The sequence below is a fragment of the Rhizobium sp. O111 genome, from assembly GCF_055616315.1.
In genome coordinates this window covers 577,853-595,078 of sequence record NZ_JBSHXL010000001.1, presented here as the reverse complement: position 1 = coordinate 595,078, position 17,226 = coordinate 577,853, and the positions used below count along the sequence as shown (strand labels likewise).

Below are 17,226 nucleotides of genomic sequence, written 5' to 3'. Positions count from 1 at the left end.
ATGGAAGATAAGATCCTGAGGAGGTGAGCCGTGAAGGAAGGACCTGATATCGCTCAGATCGGCGCGCTGATCGGCGACCCCGCGCGTGCCAACATGCTGGCCGCGCTGACGGGCGGGAAGGCGCTGACGGCGACCGAGCTCGCCGCTGTTGGCGGCATCACGCTCCAGACGGCGAGCGCGCATCTCGCCAAGCTCGAGGCCGGCGGCCTGCTCCTTCCCCGCAAGCAGGGTCGGCATCGCTATTTCACGCTTGCTGATGAAACTGTCGCGCGGCTGATCGAGAGCATGATGGGCTTTGCGGCGAGCCGCGGGCATCTGCGCCACCGGCCGGGGCCGAAGGAGCCTGCGCTGCGCAAGGCGCGGATCTGCTACGACCACCTTGCCGGCGATTACGGGGTGCGGATGCTGGATAGCCTCGTCGCCAAGGGCGCGATCGACGCCGTCGGCGACGGCTTGGCGCTGACCGCGAAGGGTGAGGATACGTTCCAGTGCATCGGGATTAATGTCGCCGACCTCAAGGCGTCGCGGCGGCCGCTCTGCCGCTCTTGCCTCGATTGGAGCGAGCGGCGAGCGCATCTGGCGGGCAGCCTCGGCAAGGCGCTCCTTGCGAGCTTCTTCGACAAGGGTTGGGCGCGTCGTACGGCGGGCAGCCGCTCGGTGATCTTTTCGCCTGATGGAGAACGCCAATTCCTGGCACTGTTTCCGGTGAAGACGTCGGTCGCGGCCTGAAGCGCGACGCGCTTCAGGCTCTTGTTTTGGCGCATGTCTTTGTCCCGAAACCGGGAACCACTTTCGGGAGACATGCGTCAGCTTGGCGTGACCAGCACATCGGTGAAGCCACGCTCGGCGATATCGTTGCAGAGTTCGCTCCATTCACACTCGTCGCAGGCCTTGCGGATCGTGCCGAGAGCGAAATTGCGGCGCAGGCGTTTCAGCAGCGCCGCGTCGGGATAGATGCGGGTGCCCTTCCAGACCGCCATCCCCAACAGACGGCCGACGGCTTGCGCCGCCGCCCTGTCCCGCGCCACGACGCTTTCGTTGTGGCAATGCGCCGCCGCTCCTGAGAGCAGCGGCGCGCAAATATCGTCGGGGCCGTCGACCAGCTCGATATCCTCCCCCGACGACAGGCGCCGGGCGATGCGGATGTAATTCTCGGTGAAGGCGGGCGTGTAGCCTTCACCGACGAAGGTCAGCATGCAGAGCAGGTGGTGGGCGCGCAGGCGAATGGTCACTTCAGCGGCCGGTGTAGATCCTGATACCCTTCAGCACGGCTGCCGCCAGCGCCGACTTCAGCACCGCGCCCAGGATGAAGGGGGCAACGCCGAGCAGCCAGGCTTTTTCCATGCCGAGCAGGTTTGCGAGCCACAGGCCACCGATCGCCAGGCACAGGATATTGGCGGCGAAGTGGGCTGCGAAGCTGCGGATCACGGCATCGCCGGTCCAGCCGCGCGCGGCAAGCCAGCCGACAAGGGCGGCGATCACGGGGAAGGATGCGAGATAGCCCGCCGTCGGGCCGGCGAAGGGTGCCAGACCACCGGCGCCACCGGCCAGAACCGGGAAACCCATGGCTGCTTCAGCGAGCCAGGCCAGCACCGTCGCCGCGCCGAGGCGCCAGCCGTAGAGCGCGCCGATCATCGTCACCGCGAAGGTCTGCATGGTGATCGGCACCGGCACCATCGGCACCGAGATCTGCGAGGCGAGCGCCAGGATGAGCGTGCCCGCCAGCACGAAGACGGCCTTGATGGCGGCCGGGCGGGCGGCGAGGCGCAGCGGGTCGAAACGGAACTCCTGGGATTGATCGAACAGGGACATGAACTCTCCTTCTCAAATTATAGATAATTTTTGATTCCCATCTATTTTATGAGAGAGATTTTTCGCGATGGCAAGCGGGTACGATGCGATTGCGCGGTGGACAAGCGGGATCACACGCAGGATCGGCGGCGAAAGTGAGCGCAAATGCGCACATTTCTAGGCGATTCACGCCGACAACAAATTATCTATAATTTTGAGAAATCAGCCGACGATGGCGAAGGCTTCGCCGTTTTCGCCAGCCTTGTTGGTGGATTTCGGCGCGCGGCCGATCCACTGGACGTGGCGCTCGAGGATGCCGGCCGCCTCTTCCACCCTGCCCTGGCGCAAGGCCACGAGGATGGCGCGGTGGTCGTGGTCGGTGCGCTTTTCCCAGCCCGAACGCCAGGCGGAAAACAGGAAGCGGGCGCTGGCGGCGTGGAGATCGTCGATCGAGGCGAGCAGCCGGCTCATGTTGCAGGGCGTCAGGATCAATCGATGGAAGCGGCGGTTGGCCTCTTCCCAGGCGTGGACGTCGGCCGCCGCATCGCCCTCGCGGGTCGCCTCCTCGGCGGCGTCGAGGATTGCAGGCGTCAGATGCTTGGCGGCGTGGCGCAGCGCCAGCACTTCGAGTGCCGCCCGCATCTCGGCCACCTCGCGGACCTCCTTGATGTCGAAGGAGGCGACGCGCACGCCGCGGCGCGGCTCGCTGATCGCAAGCCCCTGGGCCTCCAGGCGGCGGAAGGCTTCGCGCACGGGCACGTGGCTCGCGCCGAACTCCTCGGCGATATGGTCCTGGCGCAAACGGAAGCCGGCCGGCAGTTCGCCGCGAACGATGCGGTCGGCGAGCACGCGGCTGATGCGGCTTGCGATTGTGTCTTCCGGTTCCTTGGCCATACTCATCCATTAGAGGGCGAGCCGTGGCTTGTCGAGGCGGCAAGCGCCTGCATCCGCAGGCATTTCAATTGAGCGCAACCCTAGCCATCCAGCACCCGCAGGCCAGCCATGACACCCGGCCGGTTGAGATCGGGCGAGGCATCGTGTAAAGCCGCAGCATCCCCACAAACCAAGGCTTGAGACTTATATGAACGGCTTCGACCTCATCCTTTTCGACTGCGACGGTGTTCTGGTCGATTCCGAAATCATCGCCGCGGACGTCGAGTCCAAGCTTCTGACGGAGGCCGGCTATCCAATCAGCATCGAGGAGATGGGCGAGCGGTTCTCCGGCATGACCTGGCAGAACATCCTCATGGAAGTGGAGCGCGACGCCAGCATTCCGCTCTCGGCCTCGCTGCTCGACAAGTCCGAAAAGCTGCTCGACATGCGCCTTGCATCCGACGTGCAGGCGATCGCGGGCGTCGAGGCGGCCATCAAGCGCATCGATCTCAAGCGCTGCATCTGCTCGAACTCTTCCAGCGCGCGGCTCACCATGATGCTCTCGAAGGTGGGGCTCAGCCAGTTCTTCGCGCCGAACATCTTCTCGGCCAAGGACCTCGGCGCCGATCGCGTCAAGCCGAAGCCCGATATCTTCCTGCACGGCGCCAAGCAGATGGGCGCTTCGCCGTCGCGTTGCGTGGTGGTCGAGGATTCCGTGCACGGCGTCCATGCGGCCCGCGCCGCCGGTATGCGGGTGATCGGCTTCACCGGCGCCTCGCACACCTACCCCTCGCATGCCGACCGGTTGACGGATGCGGGTGCCGAGACGGTGATTTCGCGGATGGTGGATCTGCCGGGTGTGGTTGCGGCGCTGGCGGAATGGGAAGGCGTGGCGTGAGTTTGGATGAGATGTTTGCGGGAATGGGCTCAGGCGCTGTGCCGTGAAGCCCCCTCATCCGACCCTTCGGGCCACCTTCTCCCCGTTGGGGCGAAGGGAAGATGGAGCGAGCGGCCGGCTCCGAGTCTCTTCTCCCCAGCGGGGAGAAGGTGCCGGCAGGCGGATGAGGGGGCCACGCGGCACAACCTCACCCTTTATCCCCACAAAGCGGCCATAGCCGCCCTACCCCAAAGCCCCGTTAGCTAGACTTCTTCTTGCCCTTGCCCTTGGCGGGTGCACCCTGGTCGAAGCCGACGTTGACGCGGACCAGTGCGCCGGAGCCGACGGGCAGCTTGATGTCGTCCTTGCGGAACAGGACCTGGGTGGCGCCGGTCGGGTCGATCTGGGCGGGGAAGTTGGTGACTTCCGAATAGAGCGCGTCTTCGCCATCGAAGACGGAGATGCGGATCGGCAGCGTGACGTTGCCGCCGGTGCCGGCCGGGCCTGCGACGACGCGGACCTGTGCCACGACGGTCATCACGAGGTTCTGGTCGTTCAGCGTGCACTGGCGCGTGTAGTTGCCGATCGAGGCCTGGAAGGAGAGCTTGTCGGGCGCGCCGGTCTTGGCGCCGCCGGCGTAGCGGTAGAGGATCGCGTCTGCGTCCTTCATATAGATGGTCGGGCAAGCGCCCTGGACGACGCGCGCCGTGGTGCCGGACGCCGTGGTGGCGGTGCCGATCGACGGGTCGTTGGAGGACGGGTTGGCAGGCGACATCGGCATGATCTGGCCGGTGGCGCCAGCGGGTGCCGTTTCCGCCGTCTTCGTTTCTCCACCGCCCATCCCGAGCGAGTTGCAGCCGACCAGAACAGCCGCGAAGGATACGGAAGCGATAAGACGAGAGACCTTGCCGAGCACGATTATTCCACCCTCTTCACAAAGTTTTTTGCCAGGCCTGCTGAGTGAAAACAGGGCCTTTCGTGACAGTTTGCGATGGTCTATATCAGCGGCGCAAACAAAAATCGATTGGGTAAGCACTGTTTTGATGCACATTTCGGGATTGCAGCCGGCGAAGGCCAGAGCTGCGGCCAAGAGGCGGCGCGACACAGGTTTTCTCTTCAATCCGGATTTTATCTAGGCCGGCACATCAAGGATGACGACAGTGGAATATATCTCGACCCGCGGCAAAGCCCCTGCTCTCGGTTTCTGCGATGCATTGCTGGCGGGTCTGGCGCGTGACGGTGGCCTCTATGTGCCGCGCGAATGGCCGCAATTCTCCAAGAAGGAGATCCGGGCGCTGCGCGGCAAGAGCTACCAGGACATCGCCTTCACCATCCTGTCGCCGTTCACCAACGGTGAAATTCCGGCTGACACGTTTCGCGCGATGATCGACGAAGCCTACGGCACCTTCCGCCATCCGGCGATCGCGCCCCTGGTGCAGACCGGCCCGAACAGCTTCGTGATGGAGCTCTTCCACGGCACGACGCTCGCCTTCAAGGATGTGGCGATGCAGCTTCTGGCGCGGCTGATGGACTATGCGCTGGAAAAGCGCGGCGAGCGCGCCACCATCGTCGGCGCCACCTCGGGCGACACGGGCGGGGCCGCGATCGACGCATTCGCCGGCCGCGAGCGCACCGACATCTTCATTCTCTTCCCGCATGGCAAGGTTTCGCCGGTTCAGCAGCGGCAGATGACGACGTCGACGGCGTCGAACGTGCATGCGCTCGCCGTCGAGGGCAATTTCGACGATTGCCAGAACCTCGTGAAGGCGATGTTCAACGACGGCGCCTTCCGCGACAAGGTGAAGCTCTCGGGCGTCAACTCGATCAACTGGGCGCGCATCATGGCGCAGATCGTCTATTATTTCACGACGGCGATCACGCTGGGCGCACCCGACCGCAAGGTCTCGTTCACCGTGCCGACCGGCAATTTCGGCGATATCTTCGCCGGTTACTGCGCCAAGCGCATGGGCCTGCCGATCGGCAAGCTGGTCGTTGCCACCAACGAAAACGACATCATGGCGCGCACGATCAAGACAGGCCGCTACGAGATGAAGGACGTCAAGGCGACGACCTCGCCGTCGATGGACATCCAGATTTCATCGAATTTCGAACGGCTGCTGTTCGAGGCCTATGGCCGCGATGCCTCGAAGGTTCGCGCCGCCATGGACAGTCTGAAGCAGTCGAACGGTTTCGACATTTCCGCCGATGCGATGTCCTTCATCAAGAAGGATTTCCGCGCCGGCCGCGCCAGCGAAAAGCAGGTGGCCGAGACGATAAAGACCACGCTCGAAAAGACCGGCTATCTGCTCGATCCGCATTCGGCGATCGGCGTTTTCGTGGCCGACAAGCACGAAAAGGCCAATTCGCCGATGGTGACGCTTGCCACCGCGCATCCGGCTAAGTTCCCCGCCGCCGTAAAATCCGCATCCGGTATTGACCCCGCGCTTCCGACGTGGCTTGCTGATTTGATGGACAAGGAGGAGCGCTTTCAGATCGTTAAGCCCGAGCTCAAAGAGGTAGAAACATTTATCGACGAGCATTCCCGGGCCTAATCGGCAGAAGGCGCAGAAAGATAGCCAATGACAGTTGAGTGCACCCGGCTCAAATCCGGGCTGACAGTAGTGACACAGACCATGCCGCACCTCGAAAGTGCAGCACTCGGGGTCTGGATCAAATCAGGTTCGCGCAACGAGACGACAGACGAGCACGGGATTGCCCACCTGCTCGAACACATGGCCTTCAAGGGAACCGCGCGCCGCAGCGCCCGCGAGATCGCCGAACAGATCGAGGATGTCGGTGGCGAAGTAAACGCCGCCACCTCGACCGAAACGACCTCCTACTACGCGCGCGTCCTGAAAGACCACGTGCCGCTCGCCGTCGATATCCTGGCTGACATTCTCACCGAATCCGCTTTCGAAGAGGAAGAGCTGGAGCGTGAGAAGCAGGTCATCCTGCAAGAAATCAACGCCGCCAACGACACGCCCGATGATGTGGTGTTCGACCGGTTTTCCGAAGTCGCCTATCGCGACCAGACGCTCGGCCGCGCCATTCTCGGCACGCCGCAGACGGTGGTGTCGTTCACGCCGCAGCAGATCCGCGGCTATCTCAGCCGCAACTACACGACCGACCGCATGTTCGTGGTCGCCGCAGGCGCCGTGCAGCACGACGAGTTCGTGCGCATGGTCGAGGAGCGATTCGCGTCGCTGCCGACCGCGCCGAGTGCCACGCCGGTCATGGACCCCGCCAAGTACATCGGCGGCAATATCCGCGAGACGCGCGACCTGATGGACGCCCAGATCCTGCTCGGCTTCGAGGGCAAGGCCTATCACGCGCGCGATTTCTACTGTTCGCAAATCCTCGCCAACATCCTCGGCGGCGGCATGTCTTCCCGCCTGTTCCAGGAAGTGCGCGAAATCCGCGGCCTCTGCTATTCGATCTATGCCTTCCACTGGGGCTTTTCCGACACCGGCATCTTCGGCATTCACGCCGCGACCGGCGGCGAGAACCTGCCGGAACTGGTGCCCGTCATCATCGACGAGCTGCACAAGTCGGCGACCTCGATCGACCAGAAGGAAATCGAGCGTGCCCGCGCACAGATCCGCGCGCAGCTTCTGATGGGCCAGGAAAGCCCGGCGGCGCGTGCCGGCCAGGTGGCGCGGCAGATGATGCTCTACGGCCGGCCGATCTCCAATCCTGAAATGATGGAGCGGCTGGAAGGCATCACCATCGAACGCCTGACCGACCTTGCGGGCCGGCTGTTCTTCGACACCGTGCCGACGCTTTCGGCGATCGGCCCGCTCGAGCATCTGGCGCCGATGGAAGACATCGCCGCGTCGCTCACCTCGCCTGCCCCACAGGGCAAGCAAGCCGTACTTTGAACCTGCATTCGCGTTGCCGGGAGTGATCGATGCCAAAATCGGTGTTTCGGTTCCTGTCTCGGCAGCCGGAAGCAGTTGAAATCGAAGACGCCAATTATGTGCTGCGGCTGCCGCGCTATCAGGATTTCAACCAGTGGCACAAGCTGCGGTCGGCAAGCCGCGGCTTTCTCGAGCGCTGGGAACCGACCTGGCGGCGCGACGAGCTGACGGAAGGCTCGTACCGGGCGCGCGTCATTCGCGGCAAGCAGGAATACGCGTCGGGACAGGCCGTTCCGCTGCTTCTTTTCCACCGTGAAAACATGACGCTGCTCGGCGGCATCACCATCGGCTATATCAGGCGCGGGGCGGCACAGAGCTGCATGATCGGCTACTGGATGGGCGAAGCGCATGCCGGCCAGGGCCATATGTTCGCCGCACTTCAATTGGTTATACCCTACATCTTCGCAGGCCTTGAGTTGCACCGTATCGAAGCAGCCTGTATTCCAGACAATGCTCGGAGCATCCGCCTGCTTGAAAAAGCCGGGTTTCAGCGGGAAGGCTATCTGCGCGGATACTTGAAGATCAACGGTCAGTGGCATGATCACGTGATGTTTTCACTGCTCGCCACCGATACGGATAAAGGCAGGATAACCGACAGCCGATGACCAACAAACGCATGCTGCACCTATCACCATCTGGACGTTTCGTCGCGGTGATCGCAGCGCTTTTCCTGTCGGCTTTGGCGCTGATGGCAGGGGTCGCGCAGGCGGCCGAACCGGTGAAGATTTCCCGCGACGACACCGCGCTCGATCTGACCAAGACCACCGAGATCTACGCCAACCAGGGCGAGGCCTTCCAGGTTTCGACCGCGGCCGGCGCTGACGGCATCCGGCGACGCATCGAGGTGCGGTCGAGCTCCGGCAACCACCAGGGCGACTGGGCGGTCTTCGCGCTCGCCAACGTTTCCGACGAACAGCTGGAGCGCGTCATCGTCGCACCGCATTTCCGTCTGGTGAATTCCAAGCTGTTCTGGCCCGACCTCGGGTCGCAGCGCATCATCGCGATCACGCCGAGCGAAGGCTTCGCGCTCGACCGGCAGCCGAGCGACGATTCCGACGTCTTCCGCATCACGCTCAACCCGGGCTCCGTCATCACCTTCGTCGCCGAGCTTTCGACGCCGGAACTGCCGCAGATCTATCTGTGGGAGCCCGACGCCTACAAGGACACGATCAACGCGTTCACGCTCTATCGCGGCATCGTGCTCGGGATCGCCGGCCTGCTGGCGGTGTTCCTGACCATCCTCTTCGTCGTCAAGGGCACCTCGATGCTGCCGGCGACGGCAGCGCTCGCCTGGGCGGTGCTCGGCTATATCTGCGTCGATTTCGGCTTTCTCGGCAAGCTCGTCAGCATCGCCTCGGCCGACCAGCGAATATGGCGCGCCTGCGCGGAAGTGGCGCTGGCATCGAGTTTCGTCATCTTCCTCTTCACCTATCTCAACCTCAACCGCTGGCATACGCATCTCGGCTATGTGACACTGGCCTGGGTGCTGGGCTTGGCGCTGCTCTTCGGCGTCGCGATCTATGACCCGGCCATCGCCGCCGGTATCGCCCGCCTATCCTTCGCGCTCACCGCGACGCTGGGCTTGCTGCTCATCATCTATCTCGGCCTCAACCGCTACGACCGCGCCATCCTGCTCGTGCCCGCCTGGGCGCTGATCCTGGTATGGCTGTTCGGCGGCTGGCTGACGATTACCGGCCAGCTCGACAACGACATCATCCAGCCGGCGCTCGGCGGTGGTCTCGTGCTGATCGTGCTTCTCATCGGCTTCACCGTCATGCAGCACGCCTTTGCCGGCGGCACGTTCCAGCAGGGGCTGTTCTCCGATCTCGAACGGCAATCGCTGGCGCTGACCGGCTCCGGCGACATGGTGTGGGACTGGGACGTGGCGCGCGACCGCGTCGTCACCATCCCCGATGTCTCCGTCAAGCTCGGCCTTTCGCCCGGCACGATGCATGGTGCGGCCCGCAACTGGCTGCCGCGCCTGCATCCTGACGATCGCGACCGTTTCCGCGCCACGCTCGACGTGCTGCTCGAACATCGCCGCGGCCGGCTGAACCACGAGTTCCGCATTCGCGCCGAGGACGGGCATTTCCACTGGCTCCTGATCCGCGCCCGGCCGGTGCTCGATTCCAACGGCGAAGTGATCCGCTGCGTCGGCACCGTCATCGACGTGACCGAGCAGAAGAACTCGATCGACCGGCTGCTGCAGGACGCGCTGCACGACAACCTGACGGGCCTTCCCAACCGCCAGCTGTTCCTCGACCGCCTGCAGGGCGTGCTGGCGCTGGCGCCGGGTGGCGATATGCTCAGGCCAACCGTGATGGTCATCGATATCGACCGCTACAAGCTGGTCAACGACGCACTTGGCGTAGCCGCCGGCGACAATATCCTGATCGCGCTGACGCGCCGTCTTCGCCGGCTCCTGAAGCCGCAGGACACGCTGGCGCGCCTCTCCGGTGACCAGTTCGGCCTCATCCTCGTTTCCGAGCGCGATCCGGCCAAGATCGCCGACTTCGCCGATGCGATCAGCAAGGCGATCATGGTGCCGATCAACTTCGCGAACCGCGAGATCATCCTGACGGCGTCGATCGGGCTTGCGTCCTTCGTCGACCAGCAGGAAAACGCAACGGGGATGCTCAGCGATTCCGAGCTTGCCATGTACCGGGCGAAACGCGCCGGCGGCAATCGCGTCGAGCCGTTCCAGCCCGCCTTCCGCGACTTCGGCGCCGACCGGCTGCAGCTGGAATCGGATCTCCGCCGTGCGCTGGAGCGCAAGGAACTGTCGATGGTCTACCAGCCGATAGCCGGCCTGGAAGATGTCGAGATCGCGGGCTTCGAGGCGCTGATGCGCTGGGAGCATCCGAAGCGCGGCAACATCCCGCCGTCGGAGTTCATCCCGATCGCCGAGGCTTCCGACATCATCAACATGCTCGGCGTCTTCGCGCTCGAACAGGCGACCAACGACCTGATGGCCTGGGAGAGCCAGACCGGCGAGCTGCCGATCTTCGTGTCGATCAATCTCTCGAGCGCCCAGCTCCTGAACAACGATCTCTATGACGACGTGCGCTCGGTTCTGGCCAAGACCCATTGCGATCCGACCCGGCTGAAGCTGGAGCTGACCGAGACGATGGTGATGGAAAACCCGGAACAGGCGCGCCTGGTGCTGGGCAAGCTGCGCGAGATCGGCCTTGGGCTGGCGCTCGACGATTTCGGCACCGGCTACTCCTCGCTCTCCTACCTCACCCGCTTCCCGTTCGACACGATCAAGCTCGACAAGACGCTGGTCTGCGACACCAGCGACCGGAAATCGACCGTGCTGCGTTCGGTGATCTCGATGGCGCGGGAGCTCGAGATGAAGGTCGTGGCCGAGGGTATCGAGTCCAACGAAGACGCGATCGAGCTCGCGAAGATGGGCTGCACCTACGGCCAGAGCTATCTCTTCGGCCCGCCGATGGCGTCGGAATCGGTGCTGCGGCTGCTGAAGGAACGGTTTCCGCTGACCAAGCGCGCCTGAGGTTTCTCAGGCGCCCGAATTTCAGGCCGCGGCTTGCCGTGGCTCGGCGACGCGATCCTGGATCAATCGGTGCAGATATTCGAGCTTTTCGACAACGGCGTTCGACAGCACGAAGGGATAGGAATCCGGCTGGCCCATGCTGCGCTGGATGGCATTGATCGCCACCGATAGCGGCACCCAGGCGCTGACCAGCTGCTCGGCGCCTGCCGCCCGATAGGGATTGAAATCAACCTCCGACGCCATCTCCTCATGACCGCGCGGATCGATGGCGATGCCGAAGCCGCGCGCCGTCTCCAGCGTATCGACGATGTGCAGATAATGCGCGAAGCACTCGGCGAAATCCTCCCAGGGATGGGCCGCCGCATAAGCGCTGATGAAGCTCTGCTGCCAGCCGAGAGGCGCGCCGTTCTGATAATGGTTCTGCAGCGCCTGGCCATAATCCTGGCGCTCATCGCCGAAGACGGCGCGGAAGCCATCGAAGGCGTCGCGGTCGCGGACCAGGCGGTTCCAGACGAAGTGCCCGATCTCGTGGCGGAAATGTCCGAGAAGCGTTCTATAGGGTTCGTTCATCGAGGCGCGGGCAAGTTCGCGGGTGATGTCGTCGGCTTCGGCGGCGCGGATGGCGATGACGCCTTCGTCGTGGCCTGTCATGGCCGGGATGACATTGCCGTCGAGCTGCACCTCGTCCTCGAGAAAATCAAATACCAGGCCGCCTTGCGGATCCTCGATACGGTCAGGCGGCGGAAGACGCCAGCGCAGCAGCGAATAGAAGAGATGGCGCTGCGCCTGGCTGATGCGGCGCCAGCGATCGATCCCCTCCTGCGTATGGGTATTCGGCACGAGGCGATTGTAGCGACAGGCGATGCAGAACGGATTTTCGTCATCCGCATTCACCAGCCAGTTGCAGATGTCGAGACCGGCATTGGCGCAGAAACGCACGGCGCGCTGCGGGTCCGAGGTCAGCTGCCACAGCGTCTCGTCGCGCGGCTCGAGCGCGCGCATCGAGAGGTCATCGGGCAGGAAGCCGAGGCGATGGTTGCAGCGGACGCATTGCCGGTTGTCGAAGTGCACGACCTGATCGCAGTTATCGCAGGCGAAAAGCCGCATGGAACGCCCCATAGCGTGGTGTTGATACAAAACGACCCGCAGCGCGGATGCGCGACGGGCCATTGCGGGGATGTTTTCGATCACATGCGATCGACGACATCCTTGATCTTGCCTTTGGCATCGCCCTTGGCGGACTGGGCCTTACCCTTGGCTTCCTGGACGGCGCCCTTGGCGCGGGTGGAATTGTCGCCGGTCGCCTTGCCGACAGCCTGCTTCGCCTTGCCGGCGATTTCGTTAGCCTTGCCGGAAATCTTGTCGCTGGTGCTACCCATCTGATGTCTCCTTTTGGAACGGGCCTCGTGCCCGGTGCGAAAAGAGAACGTGGTTCGCAGCTATTCGTTCCGCGAATTTTTGCGTCTTCAGGCGTGGCCGGCTTCGGTGGAGAGCATGGCCGCCGAAATGCCCATGCCGGCCAGCGCGCGCTCGTATTTATCATCGAGATTGGGATCGAAGATGAGGGCATCGTTGGCCGGGCAATTCAGCCAGCCATTGCTGGCGATCTCGGCTTCGAGCTGCCCGGCACCCCAGCCGGCATAGCCAAGCAGCATGGTGGCGCGCTTCGGCCCCTCGCCCTTGGCGATGGCGCGGATGATGTCAAGCGTCGCCGTCATGCAGATATCGTCGCTGACGGGAATGCTGGAATCGCAGAGATAATCGTCGGAATGAAGAACAAAGCCACGGCCGCTTTCCACCGGCCCGCCCGTCTGGATCGAAAGGTCGCCAGATGGCGGCGGCATGAGGATTGCCTCGTCGCTCTTGATCATGTCGAGATGCATGAGCACGTCGGTGAACGAAAGCTCCTGAGAGCGATTGATGATGAAACCCATGGCGCCGGCGTCGGAATGGGCGCAGACATAGATGACCGTGCGGGCGAAATTGCTGTCCGATACGCCGGGCATGGCGATCAGGAACTGGCCGTCGAAGAAGCCGCGTTCACGTCTGTTTTTCAGGGTCGACAGGGACATGATACCTCCTGATGCCAGACCGCTCGAGGCGCCGACAAGAGAAACATGGGCCAATGTCCTGTTTCAATCAACTGAAAATGAAAATTAAATCGGATGCGGCTGCTGGCGAAGGGCAGCGGATTTGAATAACCATTGCCGCATGACCTTTGCCCCGCACAAAAGCCATCTCGTCCTGATCATCGCCACGGCTCTTGGCCTGACCCTGCCCGCGCTCTCCGCAGCGCAGGCGGGCACCAGCGAATGGGTCGACAATGCCGGCGGGCGGATGCGGCTGGTGGCGATGGCGCCCGACGCGCACGGCAAGATCCGCGCCGGGCTGCAGATCGAACCCAATGCCGGATGGATCACCTATTGGCGCGAGCCGGGCAATAGCGGCATCCCGCCGCAGATCACGATTGCGCCCGAGACGGGGGTAACGCTCGATAAGATCGGCTACCCGATCCCGAAGCACATCAAGGACGACAGGCTCGACGACATCGGCTACGACGCGCCGGTGACGCTGCCGCTCACGCTTTCGGCCGAGAGCGGCGCGACCGAGATCAAGGCGCAGGCCTTCATCGGCATCTGCAAGGATATCTGCGTGCCCTTCCAGGCCGATCTCACCGTTCCCCTCTCGGCGGCGGGGCAATCGCAGCCGGAGGAGAAAGCCATTCTTGACGCCGCCGACGCCAGACTTCCGGAAGCGCCCTCCTCCAAGTTCAAGGTGACCAAGCACACGCTGTCGGCCGACCAGAAGGAGCTGACGCTCAATATCACGCTCCCCGACATCGGCGATACGACCCCTGACGTCGTCATTGCCGGCCCGAGCGGCTACGTCTTCACCAAGCAGCTGATGAGCAAGCGCGATGGCACGTCGCTGACGACGACGGTTGCGATCGGCAAGCTGCCGAAGAATTACGACATATCGGGCAAGAGCTGGAGCGCGCTTGTGATCGATGGGGCGCGCGCCATCGAAAGCCCGCTTGCTTTCAAATAGGCCAATCCTATCATTCACACCTGCCCTCGATCTCAACGTCTGCGCGCCGACGGCGCCTCACAAACATAACCAGGAGATAGTCATGACCATTGCAATCGGCGACACGCTGCCTTCGGCGACCTTCAAGGAAAAGACGGCTGACGGCCCGGTCGAGACCACGACCGAGGCGCTGTTCAAGGGCAAGCGCGTCGTGCTCTTCGCCGTCCCCGGCGCCTTCACGCCAACCTGCTCGCTCAACCACCTGCCCGGCTATCTCGAAAACCGCGACACCATTCTCAATAAGGGCGTCGACGACATTGCGGTCATCGCCGTCAACGACTGGCACGTCATGGGCGCCTGGGCGCAGTCCTCCGGCGGCCTGGGCAAGATCCACTTCCTCCCCGACTGGGATGCCTCGTTCACCAAGGCCATCGGCCTCGACGCCGACCTCTCCGGCGGCGGCCTCGGCGTGCGCTCCAAGCGCTACTCGATGCTGGTCGAGGACGGCGTCGTGAAGTCGCTCAACGTCGAGGAAAATCCGGGCCAGGCGACGGTGTCCAGCGCTGCGACGATGATCGAGCAGCTTTGATGTGATGTTTGCGGGGTGGAGCCGCGCGTCGGCTTCGCCCTGCGCTTGGCCGCGCTGACGCGCTGGCTTCCGTGACGGGTTGCGGCGCTTGGCGCCCTTCCGCTCCTGCTGCGCCGTTGTATTTCTGGTGGCGTGCTTAGATCCTCGGGACGAGCCCGAGGATGACGTCGAGAGCGTGGGAAGCGGCGTCTTTTCAATAGCTTACGACCCGGTAGATTGACGACGGCCCATCCCCACGGCCGTCATACTCGGGCTCGTCCCGAGTATCTGCTGCGGGCGCAATTGGCTCGACGTCTATGGACGCTGGGCGAGGACGGGGCTGCGGGTGCCCAGGCGTCAATACACATCCTCCCGCTAATTCCAGTGGCTCGCGCCCCTTTCACTCCCCTGCACCGTCGCATTCCTGGAGGCGTGCTTAGATCCTCGGCACCTTGGCCGAGGATGACGACGAGAGCGTGGGAAGTGACGCTCTTTCAACATGTTAGCGACGAAGTAGGTTAGCGGCGCATCATCCCCACGGCCGTCATACTCGGGCTTGTCCCGAGTATCTGCTGCGGGCGCAATTGGCTCGACGTGCATGGACGCTGGGCGAGGACGGGGCTGCGGGTGTCGCTCGGACGCAAGTACGCACCCGCCCACCAATTCCAATGGCTCGCGCCCCTGTCACCTCCCCTGCACCGTTGCATTCGCGGCTGCGTGCTTAGATCCTCGGCACGTTGGCCGAGGATGACGCCGAGAGCGTGGCGGCGCCTCCTCCCAATCCGCCAGTCCTCTTCCCTGTTCTCCACCAACCTCTGTCGATCGTCGATATTTTTCGCGCTCGACCGCTTGCGTCTCGGCTCGAACTATCGTTATAACGTTACAAAGTAATGTTATTACATACTGAGTACCCGCAATGACCCTCCTGAACAATCTCGCCGCCGGCCTGATGGGCGGCTCGGCAATGAGCCGCGTGATCGGCGCCGTTGTCGTCGCAGCCCTGCTCTGGATCGCCATCGCATGGGCGGTGGTGCTGCCATGAGCGAAGAACTGATCCGGCTCTCCAATCTCACCGTCGCCTATAACCGGCACCCGGCCGTGCACCACGTCTCCGGCGCGATTACGGCCGGCAGCCTGACGGCCATTGCCGGGCCGAATGGGGCGGGAAAGTCGACGCTGTTGAAGGCGATTATGGGTGAGCTCAGGCCGAGCGAGGGGCGCGTGGAGCATCGGCTGCAGCGCACCGATTTTGGCTACCTGCCGCAGGCGGCGGATATCAACAAGCGGTTTCCGATCTCGGTGCTCGATATCGTGCTGCTTGGCGCATGGCGGCAGGCGGGGGCGTTTTCGCGGGTGTCGGGTGCGGAAATGGTGAAAGCACAAGAGGCGATTTCGGCGGTCGGGCTGGAGGGCTTCGAGCGGCGGCAGATCGGGTCGCTGTCGTCGGGACAATTGCAGCGGGTGCTGTTTGCGCGGCTGCTGCTGCAGGACGCCAAGGTGATCCTGCTCGACGAGCCGTTTACCGCGATCGACGCCCGCACCACCCGCGACCTGATCGAGATGATCAGGCGATGGCATGGCGACGGGCGAACGATCGTGGCGGTGCTGCATGATTTCGAGCAGATCCGCGCGCATTTCCCGCAGACGCTGCTTCTCGCCCGCGAGATGATCGACTGGGGGCCGACGGCTTCCGCCATGTCTGCCGAGAACCTGTTGAAAGCAAGGGCGATGGCCGAGCGCTGGGATGAGGACGCAGACACCTGCGCGCCTGCCGCATGACCATCTACGATCTCTTCTTCGCGCCCTTCGTCGATTACGGCTTCATGCGTCGGGCGCTGGTTGCGTGCCTGTGCCTCGGGCTCGGTTCCGGGCCGATCGGCGTGTTCTTGATGCTGCGGCGCATGAGCCTGATGGGCGATGCGATGAGCCATGCGATCCTGCCGGGTGCGGCGATCGGCTATCTCGTCGCCGGCTCGCTGTCGCTGACAGCGATGGGGATCGGCGGGCTGGTGGCGGGGCTCGCGGTGGCGCTTTTGTCGGGCGCGGTCAGCCGGGTGACGGTGCTGCAGGAGGATGCGAGCTTTGCCAGCTTCTATCTGGCGTCGCTGGCGCTCGGCGTGCTGATCGTCTCGCTCAGGGGGTCCAACATCGACCTGCTGCATGTGCTGTTCGGCACCATTCTCGCCATCGATCCGCCTGCCCTTTACCAGATCGGCGCGATCACGACGCTGACGCTGATCGTGCTCGCCGCGATCTACCGGCCGCTGATCGCCGAATGCTTCGACCCGAGTTTCCTGAGGGCCATCGGCGGGCGCGGTCCGGTCTATCACTTCCTGTTCCTGCTGCTCGTCGTGCTCAATCTCGTCGCCAGCTTCCAGGCGCTCGGCACGCTGATGGCGGTGGGGTTGATGATGCTGCCCGCCGCGATCGCGCAGCTCTGGTCGCGCAGCCTGCCCTCGATGATGCTGGTGGCGGCCTTGAGTGCCGCAGCATCCGGCTATTTCGGGCTGATCGCCTCCTACCATTTCGAGCTCGCCTCCGGGCCGACGATCATCATGACGGCGGCGGCGATCTACGGCTTTTCCATCTTCTTCGCACCGTCGGGCCTTGCCCGGCGACTTTTCCCCCGCGCCCATCTCAAGGGCTAACCAAAGGATCT

General features: G+C 63.6%; 18 protein-coding genes. 11 read left to right on the top strand and 7 right to left on the bottom strand.

Features of this window, described 5'->3' with window-relative positions; genetic code table 11:
• Positions 1-30: 30 nt before the first annotated feature.
• Positions 31-729 (top strand): ArsR/SmtB family transcription factor, encoded by a 699-nt coding sequence (locus ACVTFQ_RS02955; protein ID WP_112437417.1) that lies wholly within the window; start codon positions 31-33, stop codon positions 727-729.
• 77 nt (positions 730-806) lie between these two features.
• On the opposite strand, the gene ACVTFQ_RS02950 is transcribed toward ACVTFQ_RS02955, so the two are convergent.
• The 3 genes from ACVTFQ_RS02950 to ACVTFQ_RS02940 all read right to left on the bottom strand — a co-directional run bounded on the left by ACVTFQ_RS02950 (position 807) and on the right by ACVTFQ_RS02940 (position 2,685).
• The gene (locus ACVTFQ_RS02950; RefSeq protein ID WP_111564355.1) at positions 807-1,232 is read right to left on the bottom strand and encodes a DUF1284 domain-containing protein; all 426 of its coding nucleotides are present in this window, start codon (positions 1,230-1,232) and stop codon (positions 807-809) included.
• A gap of 1 nt (position 1,233) precedes the next feature.
• Positions 1,234-1,812 (bottom strand): biotin transporter BioY, encoded by a 579-nt coding sequence (locus tag ACVTFQ_RS02945; RefSeq protein WP_111564354.1) that lies wholly within the window; start codon positions 1,810-1,812, stop codon positions 1,234-1,236.
• A gap of 201 nt (positions 1,813-2,013) precedes the next feature.
• Positions 2,014-2,685 (bottom strand): GntR family transcriptional regulator, encoded by a 672-nt coding sequence (locus ACVTFQ_RS02940; RefSeq protein ID WP_111564353.1) that lies wholly within the window; start codon positions 2,683-2,685, stop codon positions 2,014-2,016.
• 187 nt (positions 2,686-2,872) lie between these two features.
• Between ACVTFQ_RS02940 and ACVTFQ_RS02935 the strand changes: the two genes are divergently transcribed.
• Positions 2,873-3,562: an HAD family hydrolase gene (locus ACVTFQ_RS02935; RefSeq protein ID WP_018899055.1), complete on the top strand. Its 690-nt coding sequence runs from the start codon at positions 2,873-2,875 to the stop codon at positions 3,560-3,562.
• 238 nt (positions 3,563-3,800) lie between these two features.
• Here ACVTFQ_RS02935 and ACVTFQ_RS02930 read toward each other — a convergent pair whose 3' ends face one another.
• Complete coding sequence (locus ACVTFQ_RS02930) at positions 3,801-4,460, bottom strand: hypothetical protein (RefSeq protein ID WP_181459223.1); 660 nt, start codon at positions 4,458-4,460, stop codon at positions 3,801-3,803.
• Between the two features lie 232 nt (positions 4,461-4,692).
• On the opposite strand from ACVTFQ_RS02930, the gene thrC reads away from it, so the two are divergent.
• From thrC to ACVTFQ_RS02910, 4 genes are read left to right on the top strand one after another with little or no spacing between them, the layout of a single operon-like run.
• On the top strand, positions 4,693-6,093 hold the full coding sequence (thrC, locus tag ACVTFQ_RS02925) for a threonine synthase (protein WP_111561918.1): 1,401 nt from the start codon (positions 4,693-4,695) through the stop codon (positions 6,091-6,093).
• Positions 6,094-6,120: 27 nt separating this feature from the next.
• A complete protein-coding gene (locus ACVTFQ_RS02920; protein ID WP_026283105.1) occupies positions 6,121-7,419 on the top strand; it encodes a M16 family metallopeptidase in 1,299 nt (432 codons plus the stop codon).
• A gap of 29 nt (positions 7,420-7,448) precedes the next feature.
• Positions 7,449-8,063, top strand: coding sequence for a GNAT family N-acetyltransferase (locus ACVTFQ_RS02915; protein WP_018899059.1), 615 nt, complete (start codon positions 7,449-7,451; stop codon positions 8,061-8,063).
• Positions 8,060-10,972: an EAL domain-containing protein gene (locus ACVTFQ_RS02910; protein ID WP_111561917.1), complete on the top strand. Its 2,913-nt coding sequence runs from the start codon at positions 8,060-8,062 to the stop codon at positions 10,970-10,972. Before ACVTFQ_RS02915 ends, ACVTFQ_RS02910 begins: the two co-directional genes overlap by 4 nt.
• A 21-nt stretch (positions 10,973-10,993) precedes the next feature.
• Here the strand turns inward: ACVTFQ_RS02910 and ACVTFQ_RS02905 are convergent, their stop codons facing one another.
• From ACVTFQ_RS02905 to ACVTFQ_RS02895, 3 genes are all read right to left on the bottom strand, one after another.
• Complete coding sequence (locus tag ACVTFQ_RS02905; protein WP_111561916.1) at positions 10,994-12,079, bottom strand: putative zinc-binding metallopeptidase; 1,086 nt, start codon at positions 12,077-12,079, stop codon at positions 10,994-10,996.
• Positions 12,080-12,159: 80 nt separating this feature from the next.
• The gene (locus ACVTFQ_RS02900) at positions 12,160-12,351 is read right to left on the bottom strand and encodes a CsbD family protein (RefSeq protein WP_111561915.1); all 192 of its coding nucleotides are present in this window, start codon (positions 12,349-12,351) and stop codon (positions 12,160-12,162) included.
• Positions 12,352-12,438: 87 nt separating this feature from the next.
• Complete coding sequence (locus ACVTFQ_RS02895) at positions 12,439-13,044, bottom strand: YqgE/AlgH family protein (protein WP_018899063.1); 606 nt, start codon at positions 13,042-13,044, stop codon at positions 12,439-12,441.
• Between the two features lie 139 nt (positions 13,045-13,183).
• Between ACVTFQ_RS02895 and ACVTFQ_RS02890 the strand changes: the two genes are divergently transcribed.
• The 5 genes from ACVTFQ_RS02890 (at position 13,184) to ACVTFQ_RS02870 (ending at position 17,215) form a co-directional block, all read left to right on the top strand.
• On the top strand, positions 13,184-14,020 hold the full coding sequence (locus ACVTFQ_RS02890; protein ID WP_181459220.1) for a protein-disulfide reductase DsbD domain-containing protein: 837 nt from the start codon (positions 13,184-13,186) through the stop codon (positions 14,018-14,020).
• 82 nt (positions 14,021-14,102) lie between these two features.
• Positions 14,103-14,588 carry a peroxiredoxin gene (locus tag ACVTFQ_RS02885; RefSeq protein WP_111561914.1) on the top strand — a complete coding sequence of 162 codons (486 nt, stop codon included), beginning with the start codon at positions 14,103-14,105 and terminating at the stop codon, positions 14,586-14,588.
• Positions 14,589-15,483: 895 nt separating this feature from the next.
• Positions 15,484-15,609 (top strand): hypothetical protein, encoded by a 126-nt coding sequence (locus ACVTFQ_RS02880; protein ID WP_313760291.1) that lies wholly within the window; start codon positions 15,484-15,486, stop codon positions 15,607-15,609.
• Positions 15,606-16,346 carry a metal ABC transporter ATP-binding protein gene (locus ACVTFQ_RS02875; protein ID WP_111561913.1) on the top strand — a complete coding sequence of 247 codons (741 nt, stop codon included), beginning with the start codon at positions 15,606-15,608 and terminating at the stop codon, positions 16,344-16,346. Before ACVTFQ_RS02880 ends, ACVTFQ_RS02875 begins: the two co-directional genes overlap by 4 nt.
• Entirely contained in the window at positions 16,343-17,215 is an 873-nt protein-coding gene (locus tag ACVTFQ_RS02870; RefSeq protein ID WP_111561912.1) for a metal ABC transporter permease, read from the top strand. Before ACVTFQ_RS02875 ends, ACVTFQ_RS02870 begins: the two co-directional genes overlap by 4 nt.
• The last annotated feature ends 11 nt before the right edge of the window (positions 17,216-17,226 follow it).